This is a genomic window from bacterium (genome assembly GCA_021157605.1).
Taxonomy (GTDB): domain Bacteria; phylum Patescibacteriota; class UBA1384; order JAGGWG01; family JAGGWG01; genus JAGGWG01.
In genome coordinates, this window is record JAGGWG010000002.1 from 24399 (window position 1) to 48888 (window position 24490).

Annotated in this window: 26 protein-coding genes and 3 tRNA genes; 7 read left to right on the forward strand and 22 right to left on the reverse strand. The window is 38.2% G+C overall.

All coding sequences use genetic code 11. The features are described 5' to 3' along the window. The first annotated feature begins 4 nt into the window (after positions 1-4). From J7K05_00165 to J7K05_00190, 6 genes are read left to right on the forward strand one after another with little or no spacing between them, the layout of a single operon-like run. Positions 5-865 carry a TatD family hydrolase gene (locus J7K05_00165; protein MCD6194609.1) on the forward strand — a complete coding sequence of 287 codons (861 nt, stop codon included), beginning with the start codon at positions 5-7 and terminating at the stop codon, positions 863-865. A 48-nt stretch (positions 866-913) separates the two neighbouring features. Continuing rightward, a complete protein-coding gene (locus J7K05_00170; protein ID MCD6194610.1) occupies positions 914-1207 on the forward strand; it encodes a hypothetical protein in 294 nt (97 codons plus the stop codon). Between the two features lie 13 nt (positions 1208-1220). After that, positions 1221-1664: a NifB/NifX family molybdenum-iron cluster-binding protein gene (locus J7K05_00175; protein ID MCD6194611.1), complete on the forward strand. Its 444-nt coding sequence runs from the start codon at positions 1221-1223 to the stop codon at positions 1662-1664. 3 nt (positions 1665-1667) lie between these two features. Continuing rightward, on the forward strand, positions 1668-2927 hold the full coding sequence (locus J7K05_00180; GenBank protein ID MCD6194612.1) for a cation diffusion facilitator family transporter: 1260 nt from the start codon (positions 1668-1670) through the stop codon (positions 2925-2927). Between the two features lie 2 nt (positions 2928-2929). Then, positions 2930-3757 carry a P-loop NTPase gene (locus J7K05_00185; GenBank protein ID MCD6194613.1) on the forward strand — a complete coding sequence of 276 codons (828 nt, stop codon included), beginning with the start codon at positions 2930-2932 and terminating at the stop codon, positions 3755-3757. Then, positions 3754-4623: an ATP-binding protein gene (locus tag J7K05_00190; protein MCD6194614.1), complete on the forward strand. Its 870-nt coding sequence runs from the start codon at positions 3754-3756 to the stop codon at positions 4621-4623. Before J7K05_00185 ends, J7K05_00190 begins: the two co-directional genes overlap by 4 nt. Positions 4624-5003: 380 nt before the next feature. On the opposite strand, the gene J7K05_00195 is transcribed toward J7K05_00190, so the two are convergent. From J7K05_00195 to rplS, 12 genes are all read right to left on the reverse strand, one after another. Continuing rightward, a complete protein-coding gene (locus tag J7K05_00195) occupies positions 5004-5618 on the reverse strand; it encodes a hypothetical protein (protein ID MCD6194615.1) in 615 nt (204 codons plus the stop codon). A gap of 2 nt (positions 5619-5620) precedes the next feature. Next, positions 5621-6997 carry a replicative DNA helicase gene (dnaB, locus tag J7K05_00200; GenBank protein ID MCD6194616.1) on the reverse strand — a complete coding sequence of 459 codons (1377 nt, stop codon included), beginning with the start codon at positions 6995-6997 and terminating at the stop codon, positions 5621-5623. A gap of 26 nt (positions 6998-7023) precedes the next feature. Beyond that, positions 7024-8484: a DNA polymerase III subunit gamma/tau gene (gene dnaX / locus J7K05_00205; protein ID MCD6194617.1), complete on the reverse strand. Its 1461-nt coding sequence runs from the start codon at positions 8482-8484 to the stop codon at positions 7024-7026. Between the two features lie 73 nt (positions 8485-8557). Then, entirely contained in the window at positions 8558-9673 is a 1116-nt protein-coding gene (locus tag J7K05_00210) for a DUF3048 domain-containing protein (protein ID MCD6194618.1), read from the reverse strand. Between the two features lie 68 nt (positions 9674-9741). Beyond that, complete coding sequence (locus tag J7K05_00215; protein MCD6194619.1) at positions 9742-9945, reverse strand: hypothetical protein; 204 nt, start codon at positions 9943-9945, stop codon at positions 9742-9744. 165 nt (positions 9946-10110) lie between these two features. Beyond that, positions 10111-10578, reverse strand: a complete 468-nt coding sequence (locus J7K05_00220) for a hypothetical protein (GenBank protein MCD6194620.1) — start codon at positions 10576-10578, stop codon at positions 10111-10113. Between the two features lie 28 nt (positions 10579-10606). Next, positions 10607-10679, reverse strand: a tRNA-Glu gene (locus J7K05_00225). A gap of 13 nt (positions 10680-10692) precedes the next feature. Continuing rightward, positions 10693-10765, reverse strand: a tRNA-Lys gene (locus J7K05_00230). A 63-nt stretch (positions 10766-10828) separates the two neighbouring features. Continuing rightward, positions 10829-11341 (reverse strand): DJ-1/PfpI family protein, encoded by a 513-nt coding sequence (locus tag J7K05_00235; GenBank protein ID MCD6194621.1) that lies wholly within the window; start codon positions 11339-11341, stop codon positions 10829-10831. A gap of 282 nt (positions 11342-11623) precedes the next feature. Continuing rightward, positions 11624-13093, reverse strand: a complete 1470-nt coding sequence (locus J7K05_00240) for a glutamate--tRNA ligase (GenBank protein ID MCD6194622.1) — start codon at positions 13091-13093, stop codon at positions 11624-11626. Between the two features lie 24 nt (positions 13094-13117). After that, on the reverse strand, positions 13118-13546 hold the full coding sequence (locus J7K05_00245; protein ID MCD6194623.1) for a YraN family protein: 429 nt from the start codon (positions 13544-13546) through the stop codon (positions 13118-13120). Further along, a complete protein-coding gene (gene rplS, locus J7K05_00250; GenBank protein ID MCD6194624.1) occupies positions 13524-13976 on the reverse strand; it encodes a 50S ribosomal protein L19 in 453 nt (150 codons plus the stop codon). Before rplS ends, J7K05_00245 begins: the two co-directional genes overlap by 23 nt. Before the next feature lie 92 nt (positions 13977-14068). On the opposite strand from rplS, the gene trpS reads away from it, so the two are divergent. Then, entirely contained in the window at positions 14069-15046 is a 978-nt protein-coding gene (gene trpS / locus J7K05_00255; protein ID MCD6194625.1) for a tryptophan--tRNA ligase, read from the forward strand. Here trpS and J7K05_00260 read toward each other — a convergent pair. The 10 genes from J7K05_00260 to J7K05_00305 form a co-directional block, all read right to left on the reverse strand. Beyond that, positions 15032-16381: a hypothetical protein gene (locus J7K05_00260; GenBank protein ID MCD6194626.1), complete on the reverse strand. Its 1350-nt coding sequence runs from the start codon at positions 16379-16381 to the stop codon at positions 15032-15034. The two genes, trpS and J7K05_00260, sit on opposite strands and share 15 nt — an antisense overlap. A 3-nt stretch (positions 16382-16384) precedes the next feature. After that, positions 16385-18184 carry a VanW family protein gene (locus tag J7K05_00265; GenBank protein ID MCD6194627.1) on the reverse strand — a complete coding sequence of 600 codons (1800 nt, stop codon included), beginning with the start codon at positions 18182-18184 and terminating at the stop codon, positions 16385-16387. Between the two features lie 32 nt (positions 18185-18216). Then, a complete protein-coding gene (locus J7K05_00270; protein MCD6194628.1) occupies positions 18217-20166 on the reverse strand; it encodes a sodium-translocating pyrophosphatase in 1950 nt (649 codons plus the stop codon). Positions 20167-20256: 90 nt separating this feature from the next. Next, entirely contained in the window at positions 20257-21372 is a 1116-nt protein-coding gene (locus J7K05_00275; GenBank protein ID MCD6194629.1) for a glycosyltransferase family 4 protein, read from the reverse strand. Then, a complete protein-coding gene (locus J7K05_00280; GenBank protein MCD6194630.1) occupies positions 21365-22294 on the reverse strand; it encodes an NAD-dependent epimerase/dehydratase family protein in 930 nt (309 codons plus the stop codon). The genes J7K05_00275 and J7K05_00280 overlap by 8 nt, the downstream gene beginning before the upstream one ends. 76 nt (positions 22295-22370) lie before the next feature. Next, positions 22371-22673, reverse strand: a complete 303-nt coding sequence (locus tag J7K05_00285) for a hypothetical protein (GenBank protein ID MCD6194631.1) — start codon at positions 22671-22673, stop codon at positions 22371-22373. A gap of 65 nt (positions 22674-22738) precedes the next feature. Next, a tRNA-Arg gene (locus tag J7K05_00290) sits at positions 22739-22812 on the reverse strand. 105 nt (positions 22813-22917) lie between these two features. Then, a complete protein-coding gene (locus tag J7K05_00295; GenBank protein MCD6194632.1) occupies positions 22918-23400 on the reverse strand; it encodes a hypothetical protein in 483 nt (160 codons plus the stop codon). Continuing rightward, positions 23360-23740, reverse strand: coding sequence for a DUF2304 domain-containing protein (locus tag J7K05_00300; GenBank protein MCD6194633.1), 381 nt, complete (start codon positions 23738-23740; stop codon positions 23360-23362). The genes J7K05_00295 and J7K05_00300 overlap by 41 nt, the downstream gene beginning before the upstream one ends. After that, positions 23737-24417: a glycosyltransferase family 2 protein gene (locus tag J7K05_00305; GenBank protein MCD6194634.1), complete on the reverse strand. Its 681-nt coding sequence runs from the start codon at positions 24415-24417 to the stop codon at positions 23737-23739. The genes J7K05_00300 and J7K05_00305 overlap by 4 nt, the downstream gene beginning before the upstream one ends. Positions 24418-24490: the final 73 nt, after the last annotated feature.

The window sequence follows — 24490 nt, forward strand, 5'->3', positions numbered from 1 at the left end:
AACTATGCGCCTTATTGACACCCATGCCCATCTCAATTTCAATGATTTTAATGCTGACTTAGATTTAGTAATCAAACGGGCCAAAGAATCAGGGGTAGAAAAAATAGTTGTGCCTTCTGCTAATGAAAAAACATCTCGCAAAGCTGTTGCCTTAACCCAAAAATACCAGGAAATTTACGCGAGTATAGGCGCCCACCCCCTTTACTTAGCTGGGGGCGGAAGTCTGTTTGTTGAAAACGGAAGCCCTAAAGGATTTTATCTTAAAAACTACGGCCAACGATTAAATGTTTTTCGTCTTCAAGATTTTAAAAAACTACTCCGCCAGAAAAAAGTTGTTGCTATTGGTGAAGTAGGATTAGACTACTTTGCTTCCAAACAGCGCCCCACCCAAATCAATCCAGAACTCCAAATTGAAATTTTAAAACGTATATTCACCCTCGCTTTAGAAGAACAAAAACCACTCATCCTCCACATACGCCCCTCAAAGAACTCAAATGATGCTTTTTTAGATCTTATTAATTTATCACAAGAAATATCTCCCCTGCCTAAAGCAGTAGTTCATTGCTATTCAGGCAACTGGGATATTGCCGAACAGCTAATTGCTTTGGGATACTATCTTTCTTTTACCTACCTTACTTTTTATTCAAAAGAAGCACAAGAGGCTTTTCAAAAAATACCTTTAGAAAGAGTAATGATGGAAACAGATGCTCCTTTTCTCTCGCCCAAACCAGAAGAGAAACGCAATGAACCTTGTTTTCTGCCTCTTATTGTGCAAAAACTCTCTGAACTAAGGGGAGAAGAAGCAGAAAAAATCGCTGAAATTACTACTAATAACGCTATTTCATTCTTTAATCTCAACAGATAAACTTGACAAGTGTGCTATAGTGAAGTTAGGAGAAACTAAAACAAAACTATGCCTTTTGGTGATGGAACCGGTCCAATTTGGCAAAACCAAAACAACAATCAGGGAAGAGGTTTTGGTCAAAGAGGGGGTCGGGGATTAGGTATGGGTAGAGGCAGAGGCGCAGGCCCAACAGGCAACTGCGTCTGCACCCAGTGCGGCTACAAAACTCCCAAGCAACCGGGTGTTCCCTGCCAATCAATGAAGTGCCCCAAGTGCCAAGGGGTAATGGTTAGAGACTGGGGGACAAACCCCACACCTAATTCACAGATCCAGGCAACTGATAACCAAAACACAAACCAGTAAAATTAAAACTAATATGGCGAAAATAGTTATTGCTCTTTCCTCTTCTTCAGCGGATTCAGCTGTAGATCCAAGATTTGGCCGCTGTCCTTATTTTTTAATTCACGACACTGAAAGCAAAAAACAGGAAATAGTACCCAACCAATCAGCTCAAGCTTTTAGAGGAGCAGGTATTGCCGCTGCCCAATTTGTTGCCAGTCAAAAAGCGGAAGCAGTTATTGCTGGCAACTTTGGCCCTAACTCTCTTTTTGCTCTACAACAAGCAGGGATCAAACTTTACTCTTTTAATGGTTCAGCTAAAGAAGCTTTAGCGGCTTGGGAAAACAACAACCTTACCCCTTTTTCAACTACTGCTCAAACTCAAGGAAGTTGGGGCAGAGGTATGGGTAGAGGTGCAGGCAGAGGCGGTGGTTTTGGCCAGGGCAGAAGAGGAAGCAGAAACAACTTTCCCAATCTTTAAACTATGGACAAAAAAAGAAAAAACCTTAAAACAGGAGAAAGAATCGCTTTCTGGGCTTCTGTTTCCACTCTCCTTTTAGCTTTGGTCAAGGGACTAGTGGGCTGGTTAAGTCATAATTTGGCTTTAACCGCTGATGCTTTTCATTCAGGCGCTGATACTGTGGCTATTTTAGCTTCCTATTTTGGCCTTAAACTTTCTCAGAAAAAACCTACTGAAAAATTCCCTTATGGATTTTACAAAACTGAAACACTAGCTGCTTTAATCGCCAGTATTTTTATTCTTTACGCCGCTGTAGAAATCGCTAAGGCTGGAATTCAAAATTTGCTTCACCCCCACTTTCAAACCACCACTCTGACTTTACCTTTAATTGTTACCTTTCTTTCTTCAGCAATAGCTGCTCTTTTAGCTTGGTACGAAATAAAAATAGGCAAAAAAATTAACTCTGCCTCTTTGGTAGCCAACGGACAAGAATCATTAACCGACATCTTCACTTCTCTTTTGGTAGTAGTTGCTATATTTGCCTCCTATTTTAAGTGGCCATACATAGAAGGGGGAGTGGCCTTAGTTTTGGCAGTTTTGGTTTTCAAAATTGCTATTGAAAACGGTTGGGACAGCCTTTTAGTTCTTTTGGATGCTGGTATCCCCAGAGAAACAGAGAAAAAAATAGAAAAAACTATTCTTAAAATCTCTGGCGTCAGAGGCATCAAACTTTTAAGACTAAGACGCTCCGGTCCTTTTATTTTTGGAGAAACTACAATTTTGATTAACCGCGATCTTCCTTTAGACAGATCACATGAGATAACAAAGGAGATTGAAAAAGAAGTGAAGCGCAGAATAAACAATTTAGAATCACTTTCAATCCACACTGAACCATACAAAATAGAGAAAATAAAGGTTGCTTTGCCTATTGAGAGTGACAATGGTTTAGATTCTCAAATCTCTCCCCATTTTGGCAGAGCTAATTTTTTTATTTTAATCAAGATAGATAAAAAGAAAATTATCTCTTATGAAATCATAGAAAATAAAGCCAAAGACCTTTCTATCCATGCTGGCTTAAAAGCAGTAAAACTTTTACTTAAGCAAAAAATAGACAGCTTAATAGTTAAGAATGTGGGGGAAATAAGTTTTCATACTCTGCGAAATAACCTCGTAGAGCTCCATCAAACAAAGAAAAATTTAGCTATAGAAGCAGCCAAAGATTTTGTTAACAAAAAAACAAAAATCCTTAGCTCTCCCACCCACACCTCAGACAAAAAAATCTAACTATGGAGATAATCGGCATTACTGGCGGAAAAGGAGGAACAGGCAAATCTACTTTTGCCCTTCTTTTGGCTAATGAGCTCTTACACCAAGGTAAAAAAGTGATACTTGTAGATGCAGATGTAGAATGCCCTAATATTTATCTCATCAACTCTTGGCCAATAGGACAAGACAAAAAGAAGGTATATGCCTATTTTCCAGAATTAATCAAAGAAAAATGTCAGAAGTGCGGATTATGCGCCCAAAAATGCCCTTTTGGAGCTATTTTTCAGGCACCCAACCAATACCCAGTTTTTCTCCATGAAATGTGCGGTGCTTGCCATCTCTGTAAAGAAATCTGTCCCTTTGGCGCCATTAAAGAAATCAAAAAGATGAGCGGGAAAATCTTTCTCTCTGAACCAAAGAAAAACTTAACTCTTATAACCGGCAAAGCTAAACAGGGGCTAGAGGAAACCGGCCCAGTAGTAAAAGAGCTAATTGAGTTTAGCCAAAAAATAGGCAAAACAAAAAAAGCTGATTACCTGCTTATTGACTCTGCTGCTGGCACCCACTGTCCAGTTATTCACGCTCTTTTGGGGGTAGACAAAGCTATGGCAGTCACTGAACCAACTCCTTTAGGCTCGCACGACTTAAAACTAATTATAAACTTACTGCAAAAACTCAAAAAACCGGTTGAAATCATCATCAACCAAGTTGATTTAGGCAAAACTAAAGAAATAGAGGAAATAGCAGCTAAACACAATATCCCCATAAAACACAAAATACCTTATTCTAAAAAATTGGTTAAACAATACGCCCAAGGTAAATTTAACTTAAAACTCTCTGACTTATGAAAGAAATATTCATTGGCTCAGGAAAAGGCGGGGTAGGAAAATCAATGCTTACTGCTTCTTTAGCCATTTTAGCCTCCCAAGAAAAAAGAGTTTTAGCTTTAGATGCTGATGCTGATGCACCTAATTTAGCCCTTTGGTTAGGAGGAATAAAAAAATGGGATAGAAAAGAAAAAATATCAACCTCCCAAAAACCAGAAATTAGCCCCAAAAAATGTACTAATTGTGGATTATGCGCCCAGAAATGCCCTTTTGGAGCCCTAAAGATGGAAAACAAAAAACTAAAATTTATACCTTTTGTTTGTGAAGGCTGCGGACTCTGTCAGGAAATCTGTCCAAAAGGAGCTATTAAAATGAAACCAGTTAAAAACGGCTATTTGGTTTTTAAAAATAAAGCCCTAAAAAACCTTGATTTTGTCGGCTGTCAACTTTCCCCCGGAGAAACTGGATCTGGTAAAGTTATTGACAAAATGAAGGAAGAGTCTCAAGGTTGGCGACAAAAAAACGATCTTATTTTTGTTGACTCAGCTCCAGGAACCGGCTGCCCGGTTAATGCAGCTTTAAGAGGAGCTGATTTGGCAGTTCTTATTACTGAACCCACCCCTTCGGGCGCAAAAGATTTAGAAAACTTGCTGGTTGTAGTTAAACACTTTAATATTCCTTGGTTTTTAGTAATAAACAAATACGGACTAAATTCAGCGATCGAGAAAAACCTTAAAAAGTTAGCTGGAAATAAGTATTTAGGTCAAATTAGTTATGATCAAAAAATATTCCAAGCCATAGCTGAACTTAAACCTATACCCTTTACCAATCTCAAAGCAAAAGAAGAAATCTCTCTAATTTGGAAAAACCTTAAAAGACACCTTTAATCTTGACAAAAAAGAAAAAATAGTCTAATATACCCTCTATAACAAAAAGCGGGCGCAGACTCTCCGGCTTATGGACTTAATTTTCCCACCGTGGCCTACGCCCGCAGAAAGGTTAACCTTTCTTCCTCAACCTGCCTGACAGAAGCGGCAAGCCGAAGAGGAAAGGGGATTCTTAGGTACGTCCCAATTCTGGGACATTTTTATTTTACCAAATATCGTTTTTCGCTGTCAAGAAAAACGATAAAAAAAGCTTGAAATACCCTTATTTAAGGGAAAAATAAAGAATAGAAAAAGGTTTTGAACAAAAATAAATATTCTTGACTTTACGCGTTCACTTAAAAAGTGTGGATAAATTATCCACTTTATCCACAGAATATTGTCTATTTTCCGCGACCAAGAAAAAATATAGTTCCCAAGGCAAGAATTAGCACTGCTCCAATAATAATACCTGCTAAAATAAGCCAGGAAAGAATTGAATAAAAAAACGAAGCTAAAATAGCAATAAAATTCTGTCCAAAATGGGTATTATCCAAAACAAAAAGAATAATTAAAAAAGAAAGAAAGAATAAACCCGAGCGATAAAAACGTTCTTTATCAGAACAGAAGTAATCAAAATTGGTTTTAATTCTCTCCAAAAGAGTAGGGGGCGAAAAATCACTTTCAGCAGTTAAATCCTTTACTGCCTTTTTAAGGTTTTTAACCGCCTCTTTTAAATCTAAAAGAGTAACCGTTTCTCCGTACTCTTTAAATACCTTTTCATAAATACTAAGAGATGCTTTCAGTCCCTTAAGATCAGTAAATCTAACTTTAGCCTTTTTTATTTTTTCCTCTAAGGAGTGTCCAAGATACCCTTGATCTTCAAGTAAATAATTTAAAAGTTTGGCTAATTCAGCTAAAGCCATTGACCAAGAAGCAATAGTATCTTCTTTTTCATAGTTTTCAATAACTGACCAATCAATAATCTCTTCAGCTTGTTCAAATATATCTTTAGTCATAATTAAATCTCAATTTCATCTGCAGGGATTTCTACCTCGTGGCGTTTATCAACTTCCCTAAAAAGCAATTGATCAGCCACAAAGTAAAGCTCTACTTCGCCAGTAGGACCATGACGGTGTTTGCGTATTAAGATATCAGCAATATTTTTTCTATCTGTATCCTTATCATAGTAATCCTCGCGGTAAATAAACATAACCACATCAGCATCCTGCTCTAATGAACCAGACTCTCTTAAATCAGAAAGCTGAGGAATCTGAGGATGTCTCTGTTCTACAGCCCGGGAAAGCTGAGATAAGGCCAAAAGAGGCACATCAAGCTCCCTAGCTAAGGCTTTGAGACCACGAGATATCTCTGATATCTCCTGAACCCGGTTGGCTTCATTGTAAGAACCTCTTTCTCCCTGCATCAACTGAAGATAATCTATTACTAAAAATCCAATTTTGTGCTCTGCCTGAAGCCGCCGCGCTTTGGCCCTTATTTCCGAAACAGTCATATTAGGAGTATCCTCAATAAATATAGGGGCTTCTGATAATCTACCCATTGATTCCCCTAAACGAGAAAAATCCTCATCTGAAAGCTTTCCAGTTCTCATCTTCCAAGAATCAATCTGGGCATCCATACAAAGCAGACGTTCAATCAACTGATCTTTACTCATTTCTAAAGAAAAAATACCTACAGGAATCTCTGCCTTTAAAGCTATATTAAGAGCAATATTAAGAGCAAAAGAAGTTTTGCCCATTGCTGGCCGCGCTGCCAAAATAATTAGGTCAGAGGGCTGAAGACCAGAAAGCATATTGTCTAATTCAGAAAACCCTGTAGGCAAACCTCTGACCCCTCCGCTTTTTTCCTCATGTAATCTCTCTAATCTTTCATAAGTTTCTGCTAAAGCATCGTGAAGGGAGACAAAATCACTGCGCCGATGTTTTTCACTAACAGAAAAAATAGACCTTTCTGCTTTATCCAAAACTCCGGCTGCGTCTTCTTCTGCCTTAAAACTATCTTCAATAATCTGAGAGGCAGCAGAAATCAAACGTCTCAAAGCCGCTTTATCAGCCACAATTTTAGCATGCTCTTCTATATGAGCACTGGAAGGAACAAAAGAAGCCAACTCACTCAAATAAGCAGCCCCTACTTTTTTAGCCTTTTTTTTGCGTCGCAACTCTTCGGTTAGGGTCACTAAATCAATAGGCGTACTTTTTTCAAACATCTTTTCCATTGTTTCATAAATAATACGATGCTTGTCGTCGTAAAAATCGCGCGCTGTTAAAATATCAGCTACCTTAATAAAGGCATCAGCATCAATAAGTATAGACCCCAAAACCGTCTTTTCTGCTTCTATGTTTTGCGGAGGCAAACGATCTGAGTTTTTCTCTGCCATTACTAAAATAATAGAGCAAAAAAATACTAAATACCAAATATCTTTTTTATCTCCTGAGTTGGCCTGTTTTGCATTAAATATAACTCTACTTTAAGCTCAGAGTGGAAAACTTTGTGGATAATTTTGTGTAAATAATCAAGGTTTTTTGGTTTTTTTAAAGTTTCGTAGTATAGCTTAAACGGCACTCGCAAAAATATTTTCCCTTTATTGTACTTAGCTTCAGATTTAGCAAGAAAAGCAGAAAGAGAGTGATTGTATTTTTTCATACCTGTAACCACTTTTTCCCACTTTGCTTCAAAATCCTTAATATCTTCTGATTTTGAATTTGAATCAGAAACTTCCTTCTTTTTTATTTTTTTTAATTGTTTGCTCTTAATTTTTTCTTTTTTTTTAGACACTTTTGGTTGCACTTCAGATAAAGAAGAATCCTCTAAAAATCCCAGCAACGCCATCTCTAAAGGCAAAGTCTCTACCTCAATATCTTTACTTTGAAAACGAGCCTGAAGAAGTAGTTGATAAAGACGTGACAGGGAAAGAAGATCAAAACTCTCCGCTTGTCGAAGTATTTTTGTCTGCATCTCTTTAGTTAAAGGCGATATGGAATTCTTGGTAGTGCGAAGAAAAATTAAATCCTCCAGATAACGCAACATAGCATTAATCAGGTGTGAAGAGGAAAAACCCTGTTTAGCCTCTTTTTGTATCTCAGAAATCACCCTTCTGTCTTTCAAGGAAAGGGCATCAAAAATCCTAACCAAAGCCCCAACATCAATAATGCCTAAAGCTTTTTTTGCCCTTTTCTCAGTAATCTCTCCGCGTAAAGAAGATACTTGATCTAAAAAAGAAAAACCGTCACGCAAACTGCCTTGAGCATAAACAGTAATAATCTTTAAAGCTTCAGGAGAAATTTTAATTTTTTCTTTTGTTGCTACTCGGCGCAGAGTTTTATAGATATCCTGAACACTTAAAGGCTGAAAATCAAACCGCTGGCATCTGGAAATTATAGTTTGAATAACAGCAAAAGGTTCAGTTGTAGCTAAAATAAAAACTACATTTTTTGGAGGCTCCTCAAGCGTTTTTAAAAGAGCATTAAAAGCGCCTTTGGAAAGCATATGTACTTCATCAATAATATAAACCTTGTACTGCCCAGCTGAAGGAGCAAGCAAGATACGGTTTTTAAGATCCCTAATGTTATCTACTCCTGTATGGGAAGCAGCATCAATCTCAACTAAATCCATAAACCGACCCTCTTGAAAAGCTAAACAATTAGCACAGCGACCACAAGGTTCACCCGAAGAACGCGGTTTTAGGCAGTTTAAAGCCTTAGCCAATAATCTCGCCGTAGTGGTTTTGCCTGTACCTCTAGGACCAGAAAAAAGATAAGCATGAGCTACCTTTTTTTGTTTTAAAGCCTCAAGCAAAATCTCTTTTATGTGATCTTGACCAACTAATTCAGAGAAAAACTGCGGGCGATACTTTTGATACAGCACATTAGAATTTTATTTAAAGCTAAAATTGATAATAACAAAAGAAAACCTTAAAGCAAACACACAAAACTAAAAATTAATCTGAACCTTGTTCTAAAACTACAGAAACACTGGGAGCAATAACCTCAATCCAGGTAGAGCCTCGGTTTAATTTGATTTCTGCTCCATTTTCATCAAAAAATCTGGTTCGGTCAGAAAAAACCCAACTACCCTCAATCACCTTACCATCTCGCAAAACCTTAACTTTACCTTGAGTGCGAGTATCAAAATGCCAAAGAGTATGACCTTCTGAAGAATATTGATAACCAGAATAATAAGCCAAAACAACATTTTTTACCTTAATCTCAGAGCCATCTTTGTCTTTATGTAAAACACCAGCCAAATAGCGCTGATAAACATTCTCTTTAGGATCATAAACATAAGCTACCTTATAAGAAGAAGTGGAAAAACTAATACTTGCTTTTTTAAAATCGCCTCTCTCTGCCAAAGAAGCCTCCTCTTTAAAAGACCAAGGAGAGTAATCTGCTTTTTCAGACCATTTTTTGGCTCTTACAACTTTTTCCAACAAATTTTTAGAACTATATAAATTGTGCGGAGTATAACGACTGCGATCACGCCAAAAATAAGAACCAAAATAAAACTGGTTAATATCATAAAAACCAGAAAGAGAAGAAATTTTCTTTAAGGCTTCGGTGCTGCCGCCGCAATGAACAAAAAAAGCTCCCAACTCTTGCGCCCAATCAACAAAATAAGTTCTGGCTGAACGTATTGGCCCAACCTCCTCTGGCAACTCATCAAAAAAAGCTAAAAAACGTGTAATTCCTCCCTCGGTTAAACTCTCAAAAACCAAACCCGCCTTGCTTAACCCTGAAGGAGGGCGGGAAGCAGAATGATTCTCTATCACTACAGCAAAAGGTCTTAACTCTGTTTTTTCTTTATCTTTCAGCTCACCAGTAAGCAAAGAGGGAAACTTGGGTTTGGTCTCTGGAATTTTTACTTTATTATTAAACAATTTTGAAACCTGTTCTTCTGCTGTTGGCGGTAGATGACGTTGAGAGTAAAAATAAAAGCCACCCACAAGCGCCAAAATCACCACACCTAAAAAAACCCACAACCACTTTTTCTTCCTCTTTGTTTTTTTCTTTTTCTCCTCTTTAATACGAATTTCTTTGGAAAACTTTCTTTTTTTCACAATCAATAATTATAGCGCATTTAGGACAAAATAAAAAAGCCGCCCCGAAGGGCGGCTTTTAACCCAAGCTATTTCTTTTTGCGCAAAATAGGCAAGCCAGTTCTCTGACTCTCCACAACTTCATAACCAGCCGGCATTTCATCAACTGCTCTTGAATCATCAACACTTTTAGCAAACCAGTAAATCCGTACAGTTTTGCCTCCTCTCAAGTCTACCTCCCGAGAGTGAAGATAATAGGTTTGGCCTTTAGAGTTGGTGTAAGAATAAGCCATAAACCTCCTTGATTAGTTTTCCACAGGCCCTCAATACTGCTTTCTATTTTACAGGGGGAAGAAAGGGTGGGTCAAGGGGAAAAGTAAATTCTGCTTCCAAGCTAATAATTTATTCAATAAGAAACAAAAGAAAAACAATACTTAACCTAAAAAATAGTTATTTCCCTAAACCGCCAAAATGATTAAAATACAACCCAAAATAACAAAAAGCTGAACAACCATTCCCAGAAAAATATCTTTGCCCCGAGCAGTCCAGTGAAAAGACTTATGAAAACTATACAATCTATCAAACAAAGGGAGACGATGGAAAAAGCCGGACCAAAGAAAAACATTATCCAAAAAGTCAGGAAGAACAGCAAAAAGCGACCCCAAAAGAGAGGCTTCTGACCAGTGGGCACGAAACAAAAACAAAATAACTGCTGCTAAAACGAGATCAGCAAAAACAAAAAGTGCTTCAAATAAATTTTTTGGCTTTAATTCCCTTTCTTCTGGTTTACGAAAAGAAGAAACCTCAAAATGAGGCAAACCATCAAAAAGGTAGTGGCTAGCAAAAGCCAAAGGAGCAGCAACATAGGGATTGCCAGAAACAACCCCAATAGTGAAACCTATAACAGTATGGGCAGTAATAAGCATTAAAAGTATTCGGTCTTAAAATAATTATTGACCCCACCGGGATTCGAACCCGGGTTTTCAGCTTGAAAAGCTGACGTCCTAAACCACTAGACGATGGGGCCAAAAAACCACCAGAGGGTCCGGGGGGACTCGAACCCCCAACCCACTGCTTAAGAGGCAGCTGCTCTACCAGTTGAGCTACGGACCCAGCACTCAACAAAAAATCAAAATCAATAATTCCCTGCAAGAATAAAGAAAAAAAACCGAAAAATCAAGATTCAGACAGAGCTTTGACTACCGTTTCAGCAAACTCTTTGGCTGCCAAAGGGCCATTAGCTGTAATCACTCTGCCTGACCAAACTACTGGTTTTGGGGTCAGATTAGCGCCTCTCTTAACCAAAACATCCCTGACCCCATCCCAGCAAGTAGCGCTTAAACCTTTAAGCAGACCAGCATTGGCTAATACAGCACAAGCAGCACAGATACCTGCCACTACTTTCTGAGCCTGAAAAAACTTCTGCGCAAAAGAAACCAACTCTTTTTCAGCCACCAAATCTACCATACCCGGGCCGCCGACAAAAACAACTGCTTCATACTCAGAAGGGTTAACTTCAGAAACCAAGAAACGCGCCTCTGTTTTCTTCCCTCCTGCTCCTCTAATCAAACCTTTGGATAAAGAAGCTGTGTCTGTTGTAAAACCTTGCTCAGTAAAAACTCTCTGGGGAATAAAATACTCTTCATCTCTAAAATCCTCGGGAGGAATAACAAATAAAATCTTACTCATCTTGTTTTTATATTATCACAAAACAAAAACTTTTCTTCCTTTCAGGAAAAAATAACGAAACAAAAAACAGCGTGAAAAAATCTTTTTGTTATTATTGTGGTGCAGCAGGGGTTTGGGTTTGATCCCCTCCTCCATTTTCCTTTTTGGAAGAGGACCAAAGCCACCAAACCAAAATCAACACCACGGCAATAATCACTACCCACCAATACCAAGCCATAGAATAAGGTTTAGTTTATGCCTCTATTTTAGCTAAAGAAAAAGAAGATTTTTTCCACACCAATTTTAAGAGGACAACTTTTCTAAAGCCTTTTTGAGACGCTTTAGGCTCTCTTTTTTGCCCAAAACCCACATTAACTCTTGAGGTGAGGGGGAGCCAGATTGGCCTGAAAGTGCCACCCGCACCGGCCAAAAAACATCGCCATTATTAAGACCGCTTTTTTCTACCACTCCAACAAGAACTTCCTTAATTTTTTCTATTTGCCAAGCACTTTGATAGTTTTTTATAGCTTTTAAAGAATTCTCCAATCCTTTTTTTGTCTTATCTAAATCTGAACGCTTAAAAATTAGTAGTTCGCGAGGATAATCAGACATTTTAAAAATATACTCAGCCTGAAGAAAATCTTCTAAAACTACACTTCTGGTCTGAAAAATAGAGATAATTTTTAAAAGCTGGCCTCTATCAATTGAAAGAAAAAGAGAATCCTCTCCCAAGTTCTTGCTGCGCCACTCTAACCACTCAAGAAAAAATTCAACAAGCCTTTGTGGTTTAAAATGACGAATCCAAAGCCCAGCTAAATAATCAAGTTTTTCCCTATCAAAAATTGAACCGCCTTTTTTAATACCTTTAAGATCAAATCTTTGCTTAAGTTCTTCTAGAGATAAAAATTCACTGTCATCTTTTGGACTCCAACCCAAAAGAGCCAAAAAATTAACCACTGCCTGAGGCAAATATCCTTTTTGGCGCAAATCAAAAACCTGACTGCCGCCACGCCGCTTACTCATCTTGCTTCTGTCCTTTTCTAAAATCAAAGGAATATGAGCAAACTGAGGAGGACTAATACTTAAAGCTTTGTAAAGCAAAAGTTGGCTAAAAGTATTGGTTATATGATCCTCCCCTCTAATTACGTGGGTGATCTTCATCAAATAATCATCCACCACACCGGCAAAGAAAAATACAGGCATCTGATCGCTTTTGACAACAACAAAATCTCCTATCTCTTTAACATTCTTTTTTATCTCCCCCCTGATCAAATCATTAAAGACCAAAACTTCTGGCAACCCCCCTTTTTCCACCACTTTCTCTACATCTAAACGCCAAGCAGGTTGCCTTTTTTTTCGCATTTTTTTCTTTTCATCTTCACCAAGTCCTTTGCAACGGCCTGAGTAACGGGGCAACAAACCAGCTTTGCGCATCTCTTCTCTTTCCTTTTCCAGCTCTTTGGGAGTACAGAAACACTCATATACTAATCCTTCTTTTTTTAATTGAGCAAAGAACTGCTGATACAAGTCTAACCTTTGTGATTGGCGATAAACCCCACTCTTTGGCTCATCCCACTCAATACCCAACCATTTCAGTCCTTCTAAAATATCTTTTTCAAATTCAGGCCGTGAACGATCCAAATCAGTATCTTCAATGCGTAAAATAAACTTGCCTTTGTTTTTTTGGGCAAAAAGAAAATTAAAAAGAGCAGTTCTGGCAGTACCAATATGAAGTTTGCCTGTAGGCGAAGGGGCTAAGCGAGTTTTTACCATAGTCTTAATTTAACGCTCAAAACTTTAATCTTCAACTGCAGAAACAATGTGTTTAATAATCGTCTTTCCTTCTCTAATCTTCACTATTAAGGCATCAATGCGATAAAAGCAATAATTGAGATGTTTAGTTTGTAAATAAAGCCGGCTTAATTTTTTTAACTTTTCCTGTTTGAACCTATCTATACGCTCCGCAGCCAATCCACCCCCTTTTTCGCTTTTAACCTCAATAAAAACTACTCTGGAATGAGGAAGCACTTTAGGAAAAACAATCTTTTGCCAAAATAAACCCGGCTCTAAAGCTATAATATCTATCTCTCCTAAGGAGGAACGCCAATTTTTTTCTAGAATTAAATAACCCTTCTTTTTTAGAAACCGCTCAGCAATTTTTTCTGCTTGAGAACCCTGAATTTTAAACCCAGAAAAGATTTTTTTACTCCTTTGTTTTTTTGTCATCCTTCTGACCCTTTTTCCTGCTGTTGGAGCTAGTTTTTTCCACTTCTTCTCTTTCTGCTAAAAGCGCTAAAGTTTCTTTGTCTATATCTTTACGTTTTAGTTTTAGTTTTTTACCGCTCAAGTCTCTTAAATAATAAAGCTTGGCGCGGCGCACTTTTTGTCTCCGTAAAATCTCTATTTTTTTTATTGTCGGAGAGAAGAGGGGATAGATTCTTTCCACACCTACTCCATCAACAACTCTTCTGACAGTAAAACTCTTGCTTGGACCAGCGCCAGAAGAGATTTTTAAAACCACTCCCTCAAAAATAGAAGTATGGACTTTTCCTTTTTTATCCTTGTATTCCTGATAAACCCTCACTACATCACCTGGTTTAACAGGCCAAATTTTTTTCTTGATTTGAGATTGAATTATTTCTTGCCAAGAAGTCATACGGAAAGAGAATAACAGGAAATAAAAAGAAAATCAAGACTAATGTCAGAGAATAATTGCTTTTAAAAAACAGGTTCTGTAAAATTAGGTCAATGAAAAACACAATCCTTTCAGGAATGAGACCTACAGGAGCATTGCATCTAGGGCACTATTTTGGCGTTTTAAATAATTGGGTTGCTTTGCAAAACAAATACCACTGCTACTATATGGTGGCTGACTGGCATGCCTTAACCGATAAAGAAGAATTTCCTTCCCTAAAAGAGGTTGTTAAAGATATGGTAATCACCTGGATGGCTGCCGGCATTGACCCTAAAAAAACGGTTATTTTCCGTCAATCAGAAGTCAAAGAACATGCTGAATTAGAAGTTTTGCTTTCAATAGTAGCTAAAATGGGAGATTTGCAACGCATACCCACTTATAAAGACGCTAGCCAAAACTTAAAAAATAAAGTAGGGGTTTTTCTTTACCCTCTTTTACAAGCTGCTGATATCCTACTTTACAGAGCCAATGCTGTCCCTATAGGCGAAGACCAAATCCCTCATATAGAGTATGCCAGAGTTTTAGCGCAAACTTTAAATAAAATAGCCGGAAAAGAAGTAGTGCCCAAACCTAAACCAATAATTACTGAAGCTAAAAGAGTGCCCGGCACTGATGGCAAAGCCAAAATGAGTAAATCTTTAGAAAACACTATTAACCTCAAAGACACTGAATTTAAAAAACTCTGGCCTATTCTCAGTAAAGTCCCCACAGATCCGCAAAGAGTAAAAAAAGATGATCCCGGCAATCCGGCAAAATGTCCAATAATCTACCCCTACGCCCAGTTGGTTTTAAGTCCAAAAGAGTTAACAACAATGGAAAATAACTGCCGCCAAGCCAAATGGGGCTGCCTGGATTGTAAACGTCAAGTGGCTAAAAGCATCTCTGAATTCTTTTTACCTTTCCGACAAAAATATGCCCAGCTAAGTAAAGAGGCGGATCTGGTTGAAAAAGTACTAAAAGCAGGAGCCCAAAAAGCCCAAAAAAAAGCAGAACAAACACTATCTCTGGTGCGTCCGCTATTTGGACTCTAAAACAATTTTTTTCACCCGTTGGAATATATCTTTAAGTAAGGATTTAGAGCGCGCCTCAAGATTTAATCTTGTAACTGGCTCAGTTTGGGAAGGCCTGATATTTAAATACCAATCTTTAGTTCTTAAAGTTAAACCATCTTCAAAAAAAGCATCTGCATCTTGAAACTCTTTTTGCAAAGCAGAGGAAAAAGCCTCAAACCCACTTTGGGGCAAATCAAAGTTCTGTTCTGGCAAAGAGTAAATATCTCTAAACTGCAACAAAGCCTCTTTCAGACTTTCTTTTTTTTCAGAAAGAAGACCAGCTAATTTTAGAATGCTCAGCATTGAGCTTTCAGAATAAAAAGTCTCAGGATAAAAATAGTGGCCAGAAACCTCACCGCCAAAAACCGCTTTTCTTCTCCTCATCTCTTTTTTAATAAACGGATAACCTGCTTTGGCACGGAAAAAAGGAACCTTAAACTCTTTAGCCACTAAATCAAAAGCCATTCGCTTGCGGCAATCAAAAACAACAGGTCCTAACTTTTGTCGCAGAATACTTTGGGCCAAAAGAGCAGCTGTTAAATCAGGCGGAACCATCTCCTTGGTTAAAGGATCAAAAACTATCATCCGATCGCTATCCCCATCTAAACCAATAATTAAATCAAACTTGCCTTTGGCTCTTCGCTTGATAAGATTACGGCTTTCAGAAGAAATAGGGTTGGGAGCATTGTTTTTTAGCTCTTTTTGGCTCAGAGAAACTATTTTAAAATCAACAGCCAAAGCTTTATTAATTAACTCTGCTATTTTAGTGGCACTTCCTCCAAAAGAAAAAAGCAAAACCTTTTTTTTGATTTTTTTATTCTTAATATTATCCAAAACAAACTTGGCATAATCAGAATAAACGTCAAGCTTTTCAAAAAAAGGCTTTTGTCCTTCATAAACAAAACTTGCCTTCTCCACCTCTTTTTTCAATGTTTGTATCTCTCCAACATCAAGAGGGATAACCCCTTTTTTAGAAATCTTCATCCCTACCTCTTCCCAATCACAGTGGGAAGCAGTAATCTGGATACCTAAGTCAAACTTAAAAAACCCCAAAGCAAAATACAGCATTTCTGTGGGCACCTGCTCTAAAAAATAAACTTTTTTCCCTTGTGCAGAAAGACCGCTGATTAAGGGCAAAAATAGTTTGCGAGAATGCTCTCTAAAATCACAACCAAGGACTACTTTCTGACTTTGGGGGAGCATTTTCCCTAAAGCAAAACCTATTTTTGCAACTGTGTCTTCATTGAGATCAATTGGATACCTCCCCCGAATATCAAAGGTGCGAAAAACCTCTCTTTTTGTCTCTTTGTTCATAGTTTACTCCTTTTTAGTTCCTCTTCTGATTATAGCCGGCCAAGCCTTATAGTGACTATAGAACTTCTTTTGGTGAATCAATTTACCCCCCCGATAGACTTTGTAAGTAAAGTAAGCGTCTGCACCCCAATGAGATTTTTCTTCATAGATTAGTTTGCCTTCAGCTAAACTGTCGTCATCAATATAAATCGGCTCTGGAGGAGCAGTAAAATTATAGGCTTGAGGTTTTGAAACCACCGCTTTCCTGCCATCACTCTGGCCATAAAAGTAAAAAGTAATCTTATAGCCTTTAACTGCAGCTTGGATCAAGATGGGTCCAGAAGTGTCATTTTTAAACTTTAAATCAACCTGAGGATAATAAATAGCGGCATCCATCCCGATTGGTGGCTCATAGTAACCAACCCGATAAGCATGGTTATGTCTTTCTACTACCGGCAAACCGCTATAAATAGCTGCTCTGAACACTGTTGTCGCTACCTGACACAACCCTCCTCCATACTCAGGCACAGTTCGCCTATTTTTGATAACCAGTTCTGGTAAATAACCTGTCTTAGCACCAATCTCACCCAAGGCTTCACCTAAAGAAAAGGTCTCTCCTTTATTAATCACCAAACCATGAAGCTTGCTGGCACCATTTTTGATATTATGGATTCTGCTAGCTGAGGAACCATAAAAAGTGCTTTCTCCTTTGCCCAAAAGATCATTAAAATTAAACTCTTGGTAATTAGCAGAATGAACCGTGGGCAACTGTTGGGAAAGATTAATCTCAATAGAATCAGTGGGATTAGTAAAAAAAGATTTTAGCTTAGCATCTAAATCATCCTTATCAAGATACAAGCCATAACGTTCTTTTTCTAAAACAATTAACTGGGAACCCTCAAACTCTAAACGGACATTTCTTCCCGGTTCATCTACCTCCTCTTTAATCTTGGCATAAATATCGTCTTTTGTTTGGGAATTAACCTGAAAAGAAACTATTTTTTGCAACCCCCTTTTTTCTACTGAAAAATCTATTAAAGAAAGAAGATCTTCTTTGCTCAATTTGGCTTTAACCTCCCCTTTATACTCCAATTCAAGCGGAGCAAAAGACAAAATATTCTCCACCTGAGGTTTAAGTCCTTCCAAATCAGAAGTGTTAATATCAGGTTTTAAAACTTGAGGTGTTAACAATAATTCATTTCTAAGCAAAGAAAAAGTATCCTCAAGAGATTTGCTCAATACCTCCTTACTTACACCCAAACCTTCTTCTTCCTTTTTGATTTTTAACTCACCATTTTCTAAAAAATACTCTGCTGGATGAGAAAGATTGGAAAGAGCAACCTGCAATTCTTGAACCTTATCCTGGTTTTTTATCTCTATTAAAAGAGGCATTTGGTAATGAAGAACAAGCAGACGCACAATCTGAGGAAATTGCCAAATCACCTCTTTAAAATTCTTTGGGTGTCCCAAATGAAAAAGGTCTTTTAGGGTTTCTTCAATCTTAAACTCAACCCCAAAATCAGAAATCTTTGCTTTTGTTTTCTTCTCTCCACAAACCACTAATATCTCCTGCTTTTGGTAAGCCTCAACCTTGTCCTTAATTTTGGCAAACGCTTCTTCTGGAGAAAGAGAACTAACCTCAATACCAGCTACCTTAGTTTGGGGATAAAACTTAGTATTAAAAACTAAAGCTAAACCAAAAACCAAAACAACCAAAAACCCCAAGACAATAAACAAAAGTGAAAGAACAAAACTCAATATCTTCAGTCTCTTTTTTTTAAAACTCTGGCTCTTTGATTTCTTTTTGTTCTTTGAGGCAGACATTAACTCATTATAAGGGATAACTATCCCCGAGTTCAACCAACAAAAATTTTAACAAAGACCAAAGCAACAATAGACATTAATTTGATTAGAATATTCATTGAAGGACCTGAGGTATCCTTAAAAGGATCTCCGACAGTATCCCCAATAACCGAAGCTTTGTGTGCCTCTGACCCTTTGCCACCAAAAGCTCCTTTTTCAATAAACTTTTTGGCATTATCCCAAGCACCACCACCATTAGCCATCATTAAAGCCAACATCACCCCTGAAGCTAAAGCACCGGCTAAAACCCCGGCAACAGATAGTTTGCTGACAAACAAACCAAAAACAAGAGGTGTAGCTACAGCCAAAAGACCGGGGACTACCATCTGCTTAAGAGCAACAGAGGTGGCAATAGCCACACAGCGTGCATAATCAGCCTGCGCTCTGCCTTGCAACAAACCTTTTATCTCAGAAAACTGACGTCTCACCTCTTTAACAATAGCAAACCCAGCCTTGCCTACAGCCCGCATAGTTAAAGCTGCAAATAAAAACGGCACTGAGGCTCCAATCAAAACACCCATTACCACCTCTGGGTTAATAAGATCAATAACTTCAAGGCCAGCTGATTGGGCATAAGCAGAAAAAAGAGCCAAAGCTGTTAAAGCCGCAGAACCAATAGCAAAACCCTTTCCTAAAGCCGCAGTAGTATTGCCTAAAGCGTCTAACTCATCAGTGACCTTACGCCTGTCCTCTGCTCCAGTCATCTCAGCTATACCTCCAGCATTGTCAGCAATCGGGCCATAAGCATCAATAGACATTGTCATCCCAATAGTGGAAAGCATGCCCACACCAGCTAAAGCAATACCAAAAAGACCAGCAAAGTAATAAGCAAAATATGTGGTTAAGCCAATAAAAACAGCTGGAAGAAACACACTTTCCATACCTACAGCTAAACCCTCAATAATATTAGTAGCCGGACCTGTTTGCGAAGCTTCAGCTATCTTTCTGATAGGCTTACCAGAAGTATAATACTCAATTATGACTGAAAGCAGAATACCCAAAACTGCACCTAAAAACACTGGCCAAAAGTAAACAAATTCCATATTTTGCCAAACCACAAAACTACCCACACCCAAAAGCAAAAAAGCAACTGAAATAAAGTTAGCTGTGCGCAAAACCAAAGCTGGATTTTTGCTCTTAAATAAACGAATCAACAATAAAGACAAAAGGGAAGACAAAAGACCAATAGCAACCACATAAAGGGGGAGATACTTGGCTGAACTCCCATATACTGCTCCCAAAATAACAGCCGCTACCACTGATCCTAAATAAGATTCAAAAAGATCAGCACCCATACCAGCGGTATCACCAACATTGTCACCCACATTGTCAGCAATTACCGCTGGGTTGCGAGGATCATCCTCAGGGATACCAGCTTCAACCTTGCCCACTAAATCAGCACCAACATCTGCTCCTTTGGTATAAATACCTCCGCCAACACGGGCAAATAAAGCCACTGAAGAAGCACCCATTGAAAAAGCACTTAAAACAAAAAGATCCTTATTGGCCAAATAAAGGACAACAAAAAGCAAGCCCATAAGACCTAAAGAAGCCACTGACAATCCCATTACCGCACCACCGCTCAAAGCTGTTTGCAAAGCTGGATTTAAACCATCTTGTGCTCTTTCCTCTGTTTTTACATTAGCCGAAGTAGCTGCCTTCATACCAAAATATCCAGCCAAAAGAGAAAGCACAGCTCCCAAAATATAAGCTGCTCCGGAAAAAATACCAAACTGCCACCAAAGAACTATAAAAATTAAACCAACAAAAACAGCAATTACTGAGTACTCTTTTTGCAAAAAAGTATCCGCTCCTTTTTGGATATAAGAAGCAATTTTTAAAGCCTTCTGGTCTTTAACTTTGAGGCGGTAAATGTGATAAAAGTTTAAAAGAGCGGCCAAAAGACCTAAAAACCCAACCAAAAAAAGCCAGCTGATTTGCATAAACAGAAATTAGTTTTCTAGAGTCTATATTTTTATAAAACACTAAAACCAAAAAGGCAAGTAAAAAAATTTCTATTTTTTAGGTCAAAATCAGGAAAGTATATTTTGATAAACCAAAAGTGTTCTTTTAGCAGTCTTTTCCCAGTTGTATCTTTTAACCCACTTTCGCCCTCTTAATCTCAAAATATCCCTTAATTTCTGATTTTTTAAAGCGCTGTATATTTTAACCGCCATATCCCTAATATCATAAGGGTCAAAAAAGACAGCGCTCTCGTCTAAAACTTCACGTAAACAAGAAATAAAAGAGGCGGCAACTACACCGCCACAGGCAATTGCCTCCAGAGGAGGAAAGCCAAAACCCTCAGCCAAAGAAGGCATAACCAAAAGAGAAGAAGCTGAATAAACAGCCGGGAGCATCTCTTCTTCAACAAAGCCTAAAAATCTAACCTCTTTTTCCAAACCTAAGTCTTTCACCTTTTTTGGCACTTCTGGATAACGAGGGTCTTTAGCACCAATTAAAACCAGCTTTTCTTCTATACGGTATTCACGTTTGAGTATAGAAAAAGCTTCAAAAAGGCGGAGCAAATTTTTATGCGGGCGCCACTGACCAGCATAAAGAATAAAAGGGTCAAAAAGATTGTATTTCTTTCTAAACTTAGCGATTTGATCTTTGCTTTGCGGCCTGAATTTAGACTCAATACCTTCGTAAACTACTGAAATTTTCCCAGAAGGAGCTTTTAATATCCTTTCCATATCTTTAGCAGTAGCCTGCGAAATGGCAATAATATGATCTGACCTTTTGGCAATCTGGCTAAGCTGAAAGCAATAAGCCCAACGTCTGATTGAACTGTGGTTTTTGTCAACAAATTTAGAAATAGTCAAATCATGAATAGTCACCACAAAAGGTTTGGGAGAAAAAATCGGGGCATTAAAATGAGTAAAATGGATAAGATCAGGATTCTGGGCACGTAAAATATAAGTAAAATCAAGCTGCTCTTTAAAAGAGTAATGAGGAATATCAACCCAAACAGGATTGGCTCTGACTAAATCATAAGGAATATTTTTTTTAAGCTGAGAGTTGAATATAGGCCTGATAACAATTTCTGACTGCAAAGGCAAAAGGGCTAAGAGCAACTGCTCAGCATAACGCCCCAAAGCTGAACCAGAACCGACAAATCTCGCATCAACAAGAACCTTTTTAGCCATAAGAAGATTTCACCCAATTTATAGTTCTTTCCAAGCCGTCTTTGAAATTAACTTTAGGTTTAAAACCAAGCTTCTTTTTGGCTAAAGAGACATCAAGATAGATCCGCCTTACCTCTCCCTCCACTTTGGGACCAAACTTGGCTTTAACAAGAGAGTTAAGTATTTTCTTTAGGGAATTATAGATTTCAAGCACAGAAACCTCCTTGCCTGAACCAATGTTAAAAATACCGCTTTCACGATACAAAAGAGCCAAGTAATTGGCTAAAGCCACATCTTGAACAAAAATAAAATCACGCGTCTGTTTGCCGTCACCAAAAATCACCGGCGCCTCACCCTGTAAAAATTTGTCAATAAAAATTGAAATCACTCCTGCCTCACCTTTTGGATCTTGGCGCGGCCCAAAAACATTGCTATAACGCAAAACCACGTATTTAAATCCAAACAAAGAAGCAAAACATTTTAAATAAAGCTCAGCGCTGCACTTTGAGGCTCCATAAGGGCAAAGAGGCGAAATAGGATGATCTTCCTTAACAGGCAATTTCCGAGGCTCTCCATAAATCGCCCCTCCGGAAGAGGCATAAATAATTTTTTTAACCTTAGCTTTACCAGCGGTTTGAAAAAGGCTAATAGAGCCAGAAACATTAATACGAGCATCCTTTTTGGGGTCAGTGACACTATCGCGCACATTTATCTGCGCTGCTTCATGAATTACAATCTCCGGCTTTTCTTGGGCGAAAATTCTTTTCAGGCGAGGGGAAATTATATCAACCTGGTAAAACTTTGCTTTTTTATTAACGTTTTTCTTTGAACCCCGACTCAAATTATCAACTATAACCACCGGATAACCTTTTTTAATCAGTAAATCAGCAATATGGGAGCCAATAAAACCTGCGCCACCAGTAATTAAAACCTTGGGTTTCATTAAACTAAAAATAACAAAACAAAAACCAAAGCGCAAACAAAAAGCCCTTGCCAAAAACAAGGGCAAAAGATAACTATTAAATAGCAGACAATAAAATACTCAATCTATCTACTAATTCGGGCGGCGGGTAATTGCCCTGATAAAGAAAATCTTCTGCCTTTCGACAAAGATCAATAGCCTCCTTAATCTTTGCCTCAATCTCCCTTTCATCTCCATTGCAAACAACAGTAAAGGTGCCATTAACACAGAGTGTGCGCAAATGACCAGCCAAAGAATAGAATTCAACAATTCCTTGATAGCAGTCAAATGACTCGAGCTGGGCTAAAAACTGCAAAAAATCAGTCACCATTTTTCGGTGTACGGAGATCTGCAGGTCCACAACCATCTTCTCTACCTCCCTCGTTTTTCAAACAGCGTTATATGGTTTGTATACTCTACTATTTTTACCCCCGGCAGGACTCGAACCTGCAACTTCAGGCTCCGCAAGCCTGCGTTCTAGCCAATTGAACTACGGGGGCAAAATTTAGATGCCAAAAGAGCAATAGCCAACATTAAGCGAATTTTAAAATCTTTCCCTTTTACCTCAGAACTAAATATTACAGAAAAAGACCTCATTATCAAGATCAAGAAAGAAACAAACCCAATACAGAAACAATAGGCTTTTTAGGCAGATACCGAGATAAAACCTTGTCTACCTTTTCTGATTTATTTTTTGGCAACAAAATAGTGATCTCAGGTAAAACTCTAGACACCGTCCTGATAACTAAAACTTTGTCTTTTCCCGCCTTTTCTATAGAGTAAAAAAGTATGTCGCCAAAAGAATAAAAGTGCCTGTTGTAAACAATCCCTTTTTTGGTAACCTCCACCTTGTAAATATCAGAAACACGTAAACTAAGCCAAAGATAATACAGAGCCATTAACCCTAAAACAACTGCTGCCAAAATATTGTGCAAACCAAAAACAAAAACCGCTGCTACTGCCAAAACTAAAAAAAACCAAAGGCTGTGATAACTCCAGCCTCTGTCAGGTAAAGCAGCACGCCAAGAAACAAGTGGCGATAAAACCCTAGCCTTCTTTTTTCTGCTTATCTTTCTTTTTTTCGCCATCTCCTCCTTTATTTTCCAAACGATGATTAATTAAAGCAATATGCTTTGCCAACTCAGTTAAATCTGACTCTATAGCAGTAATTTTGACATAAAGGCGAAACACAAGATAAAACATAAGAAGAAAAGCAACAAAAAAGGCAATATCCGTGCCCCTTCCTACCCCAACCCAACGGGCAACCTTGTCAGTGTAGTAGGGGTGGCTGACCACAACTACAACTAACAGCCAAATAAGACTCCAAACCACAAAGTTGAAAGTATCAATTCTTTTCTCGCGGTAGCTGGCAGTTAAGCGAAGTAAAATCCAGATAGCAAAGACAAGAACTAAAATTTTAAGTATCATCGCTGAAACTTAATTGCCAAAAGCCGAGCTAAAGTCTTTAAACCATTTTTTAAACTCTGCCCTTTGGAAAGAGAGTAGGAAGTGTAAACAGTAGAAATTGGTACTTCTTTAAGAGAAAGGTTTAGGCGAGCGATCTCTTTGACGATCTCTGAAGATATCTCCATTCGACTGGAATAAAAACGCATTTTTTCTAGAGCTTCACGGCGAAAAGCTCTAAATCCTGATTGCGAATCACTAACCTTTAAACCAAAAAGTAAGTGGGTCAGCCAATTACTCAGTGCATTTGCCAAGCGACGGAAAAGAGGCATCTTGACTCGATCAATCTTTCTGGTACCTAAAACCACCTCTGCCTCTTTCTTAAGAATTGGCTTAACCAGCCGCTCTATCTCCTCTGGTTTGTGTTGCAGATCAGCATCTATTGTCACCGCTACTTCTGCTCCTTCGTTAAGAGCAGCAGCAAATCCTGTCCGCAGGGCCCCACCTAAACCGCGATTAATAACATGAGAATAGAGTTTTACCGGAAAGTGGGTTGCAATCTCAGCCGTCTTATCTGTAGAGGCGTCATTAACCACAATAATATTTTTGTATCCTAGACTAAACAATTTCTGAAGAAGCCTACCTATTGTCTTCTCTTCATTAAAAGCAGGGATAACAATAAAAACTTTTTCTTTACTCATATAAATTTCTTGAATTAAATTTAACAAATAATTATCCGAAAGACAAATAAATTATATAGACAAATATCAGAAA

Bases quoted from the DNA above. Each gene is read 5' to 3' on its own strand.
- J7K05_00165 (MCD6194609.1), top strand. From the start codon at position 5: ATGCGCCTTATTGACACCCATGCCCATCTCAATTTCAATGATTTTAAT.
- J7K05_00170 (MCD6194610.1), top strand. From the start codon at position 914: ATGCCTTTTGGTGATGGAACCGGTCCAATTTGGCAAAACCAAAACAAC.
- J7K05_00175 (MCD6194611.1), top strand. From the start codon at position 1,221: ATGGCGAAAATAGTTATTGCTCTTTCCTCTTCTTCAGCGGATTCAGCT.
- J7K05_00180 (MCD6194612.1), top strand. From the start codon at position 1,668: ATGGACAAAAAAAGAAAAAACCTTAAAACAGGAGAAAGAATCGCTTTC.
- J7K05_00185 (MCD6194613.1), top strand. From the start codon at position 2,930: ATGGAGATAATCGGCATTACTGGCGGAAAAGGAGGAACAGGCAAATCT.
- J7K05_00190 (MCD6194614.1), top strand. From the start codon at position 3,754: ATGAAAGAAATATTCATTGGCTCAGGAAAAGGCGGGGTAGGAAAATCA.
- J7K05_00195 (MCD6194615.1), bottom strand. From the start codon at position 5,618: ATGACTAAAGATATATTTGAACAAGCTGAAGAGATTATTGATTGGTCA.
- dnaB (MCD6194616.1), bottom strand. From the start codon at position 6,997: ATGGCAGAGAAAAACTCAGATCGTTTGCCTCCGCAAAACATAGAAGCA.
- J7K05_00215 (MCD6194619.1), bottom strand. From the start codon at position 9,945: ATGGCTTATTCTTACACCAACTCTAAAGGCCAAACCTATTATCTTCAC.
- J7K05_00220 (MCD6194620.1), bottom strand. From the start codon at position 10,578: ATGCTTATTACTGCCCATACTGTTATAGGTTTCACTATTGGGGTTGTT.
- J7K05_00235 (MCD6194621.1), bottom strand. From the start codon at position 11,341: ATGAGTAAGATTTTATTTGTTATTCCTCCCGAGGATTTTAGAGATGAA.
- J7K05_00240 (MCD6194622.1), bottom strand. From the start codon at position 13,093: ATGGTAAAAACTCGCTTAGCCCCTTCGCCTACAGGCAAACTTCATATT.
- J7K05_00245 (MCD6194623.1), bottom strand. From the start codon at position 13,546: ATGACAAAAAAACAAAGGAGTAAAAAAATCTTTTCTGGGTTTAAAATT.
- rplS (MCD6194624.1), bottom strand. From the start codon at position 13,976: ATGACTTCTTGGCAAGAAATAATTCAATCTCAAATCAAGAAAAAAATT.
- trpS (MCD6194625.1), top strand. From the start codon at position 14,069: ATGAAAAACACAATCCTTTCAGGAATGAGACCTACAGGAGCATTGCAT.
- J7K05_00260 (MCD6194626.1), bottom strand. From the start codon at position 16,381: ATGAACAAAGAGACAAAAAGAGAGGTTTTTCGCACCTTTGATATTCGG.
- J7K05_00265 (MCD6194627.1), bottom strand. From the start codon at position 18,184: ATGTCTGCCTCAAAGAACAAAAAGAAATCAAAGAGCCAGAGTTTTAAA.
- J7K05_00270 (MCD6194628.1), bottom strand. From the start codon at position 20,166: ATGCAAATCAGCTGGCTTTTTTTGGTTGGGTTTTTAGGTCTTTTGGCC.
- J7K05_00275 (MCD6194629.1), bottom strand. From the start codon at position 21,372: ATGGCTAAAAAGGTTCTTGTTGATGCGAGATTTGTCGGTTCTGGTTCA.
- J7K05_00280 (MCD6194630.1), bottom strand. From the start codon at position 22,294: ATGAAACCCAAGGTTTTAATTACTGGTGGCGCAGGTTTTATTGGCTCC.
- J7K05_00295 (MCD6194632.1), bottom strand. From the start codon at position 23,400: ATGGCGAAAAAAAGAAAGATAAGCAGAAAAAAGAAGGCTAGGGTTTTA.
- J7K05_00300 (MCD6194633.1), bottom strand. From the start codon at position 23,740: ATGATACTTAAAATTTTAGTTCTTGTCTTTGCTATCTGGATTTTACTT.
- J7K05_00305 (MCD6194634.1), bottom strand. From the start codon at position 24,417: ATGAGTAAAGAAAAAGTTTTTATTGTTATCCCTGCTTTTAATGAAGAG.